Genomic DNA, 3128 nt, shown 5'->3' on the forward strand with positions numbered 1-3128 from the left:
GCTCTGGGCACCGATCCTGCCAACCCGCTGCAGCCGAACCGCTTTGCCCTCACGCATGACGCCACCACTGGCACGCTCATCGCCCAGCTGACGCAGCCCACCGCCACGCATGATGACCTCATCATCAGCCTCGAAACTCTGACCGATCTCAGCAAGGCCGGAACTGCCAGCGCCTGGAAGAAGCTCACGATGGCAGCCACCACCACCATCAACGCGGACGGCACGCTCACACGCTCGTATTCGAACCTCGAAAAACTCCTCGTCTTCAAGGGGCTCGACGCCGGCTACATCCGCCTCAAGGTCGATCTCGATGCGAACCGCGACGGCGTCGCCGAAGCCACCGTCACCTCCGGCATCCAGGGCTGGAGCCGCCAGTCCTTCGCCCCTGGCTCACGCACCTTCAGCATGCCGCTGCTCAATGCCGCCTTCTTCACCGGCCGTGTGGCCGCCGTCAGCGCCAATGAAATCATGCTGCAGGCCATCATCACCCTGCCTGCCGGTTCGTTCTACCTCGAAGCCCTCGACGGCCCGCTGGCCGGACAGCGCTTCGACATCGACTCCGCCAGCAGCTCCGGCAACACCGTCGTGCTGCAAAATACCAGCCAGTCTTATGCCGGTCTCGCCAATGCGCGCATCAGCGTCCGCCAGCACCACACCCTCGGTGAACTGCTCCCATCCACCGCCTTCAGCAGCGAGGACCGAGTGCTGTTCTTCGACCCAGCCGCCAGCAACTACACCACCCTCACCAACAGCAACGGCTACTGGCTCAGCGATGTGCTCAGCATGAACGCCCGCCCCTTCGCTGCGCACGAAGCTGCCATGGTGCAGGTGCGCGGTGCTGGCAATGCCCTCATGTTCACCGGCGAAGTGCGCCTGACGAACTACGTCACCCCGCTTGTCGCCGGCACCCAGCTCGTCGCCCCCGGCTGGCCCGTGGTCACCCCTGCTCCGGTCAACGGCCTCACCTCCGGCCTCACCCCGGATGCCGCCGACCGCTTCCGCCTCTGGGATGGCGACACCACGCCAGACGCCAGCAGCTACACCGGCTACTACCTCGACGGCACCACCACCCCGCCCGCGTGGATGCCGCAGACCACGCCAGCACCTGCCGCCAATGTGCAGCCCTTCCACGGCTTCTTCCTCATCCGCAGCGCACCGCTGCAGCTGAATCAGACGGCGCCGTGGTGAGGTGGAAAGCAGGATGGGCGTGGTGATAGACCGCTGGTCTATTGGCATGTGACTCGGTGCCGCCAAAAGTCGGGCGGTTTGGCGAAGATAGCGGTGAAGCACCGGAAAGCACAGCACGCCAAACACACCAAACTACCATGAAGAGCTGCGCCCATCGTGGGATAAGGGTGGCGACAGTTCGCAGATCTGTTAGTGTATGAAAAAGTCCGCATCCTGACGGCCAATCCGGTTGCCATGCCTTTTTTTTCGGTTGCCCATGGCAACCGCGCAAACTGCACCGCATTGCCACAGCTTTCCTGCCGTTTGCATTCCCCTGCACTTTCTTTCCCAGTCTTCTGTGCCTCGGTTTCCAGTTTCCCAGCCTAGGTTCTGGGGGTTGGAAACTGGCAACCGGCGCCCCGCCCTTTCTGCCTTTCACCGCCGGGAGACGACGCTCCTTTTTGAAAGCCTGCGACGCCATGGACCCGGAATCACGGACCCGCACAGCGGTTCCCTACCAACCCTGCGGCGCCACCCACGGCCGGCCGGGATATTGTATAGCATGGTGTGGTATTTCTTTTTATTGCGTGACCCGCCCCGCTCAGCCGACAGGGATGAGGTGTGCGCGTCTACAGGTTCCTGCGTCCCAGCGCGTGCTGCGGACCTATGACGTCCCCCTTTCTAAACGCCCCGACTCCGCCCTCGATGGCGGCGGGCGTTTTTTTTCATACCACACTGGGATCGCACCTCTTCCTATCGCAGCCTCATAACGGCATCAGCCTCACGGCGGACTCTCGGGACACCGATTGGTACGTCTGCCTTCATGCCCGGAGACGATCCTGCCAGTGACAGCCAGGAGGGAGGCATACACCCCATGGCACGGACTGCGCTTTTGGCGCAGTTTGAGACGATCACAGCAAAGACCACACACGATCACAGCAAGAACAACCACACCCCCAAATGAAAACCGACTTCAACACGCTCGCCTACGACCAACATTCCCAGGCCGCCAAAGACTCCGCCCAGGAAGCAGCTGGCAATGCCAAGGACGCCGCACAGCAGGCAGGCTATGCCGCCCGTGATCTGGCCCAGAACGCCACACACACTGTGAAAGACGCAGCCGAGCAGGCCGCCCAGACCGCCAAAGATGCCGCACAACGCGGAATCGCCGCCACCAAGGATGCCGCGCAGCACGCGGGTCAGGCTGCCAAAGATCTCTACCAGTCCGCCGCCACACGTGCGGAAGACGTCTACCACTCCGCCGCACACCGCGCCGAGGACCTTTACAAAACCGCCGCCGCACGCGCTGAAGACACGCTGGTGCAGTCCAAGCAATACGTGCGTGAGAATCCCGTCCCCGTCGTGCTCGGTGCCTTCGCCGTCGGCCTCACCCTCGGCTGCCTCATGGGACTCTCCCACCATCGCGAGCCCACGCTGCGCGAGCGCTTCAGCTGGTAGTAAACGCCAGGGGCTCCAGTCCCCGATCTAGCGCTGCGCCCCCGCAGCCCCATGGAAACGAAAAACGAGGTTTTTCGTTTCCATTTTTTTTGCTCCCGGAGCTTTTGTTTCCAAAACCGTTTCCGCAGAAGTGCGGAAAGCACGCTTCGTTTTTCCCCGAACTACCCTAGAGGGGGATAACAGGAAATGAAGCCGCTTAAAAAAACCCAAACTTGGCCCGCGCTGGCATCGCTCCGCGATGCGGTCGAAGTGAGCGTGTATGGCTCTCTGACCGAGGGATACTGCTTCGCTCAATCCCTCGCTAGAGGCATTGAACACCTATCTGCCTGAGGCAACAGCGCAGCCCGCGTGTCTTAAGTCACGCACCACAGAAACCACCCTTGGTCCTCGCGGTGATTTCCAAAATCATCGCTGAGCACCTCCGGCATTTCACACGAGGGGTCATTGCCCCCCCATCACTGCGTCAGAAACTCGTCCAGCGCAGCTTTGGTGATGCGGTACTG

General features: G+C 62.0%; 2 protein-coding genes. Both read left to right on the plus strand.

All coding sequences use genetic code 11. The features are described from left to right. A partial coding sequence (locus WAW39_RS30670; RefSeq protein WP_422323658.1) for a hypothetical protein occupies positions 1-1188 on the plus strand: 1188 nt, incomplete at its 5' end. 939 nt (positions 1189-2127) lie between these two features. Next, a complete protein-coding gene (locus WAW39_RS30675; RefSeq protein ID WP_422323660.1) occupies positions 2128-2625 on the plus strand; it encodes a DUF883 family protein in 498 nt (165 codons plus the stop codon). Positions 2626-3128 lie beyond the last annotated feature (503 nt).

The sequence above is a fragment of the Prosthecobacter sp. genome (genome assembly GCF_049294395.1).
Classification (GTDB): Bacteria; Verrucomicrobiota; Verrucomicrobiia; order Verrucomicrobiales; family Verrucomicrobiaceae; genus Prosthecobacter.

What these genes read in the sequence shown, in the direction of transcription:
- WAW39_RS30675 (WP_422323660.1), top strand. Translation starts at nt 2,128, where the DNA reads ATGAAAACCGACTTCAACACGCTCGCCTACGACCAACATTCCCAGGCC.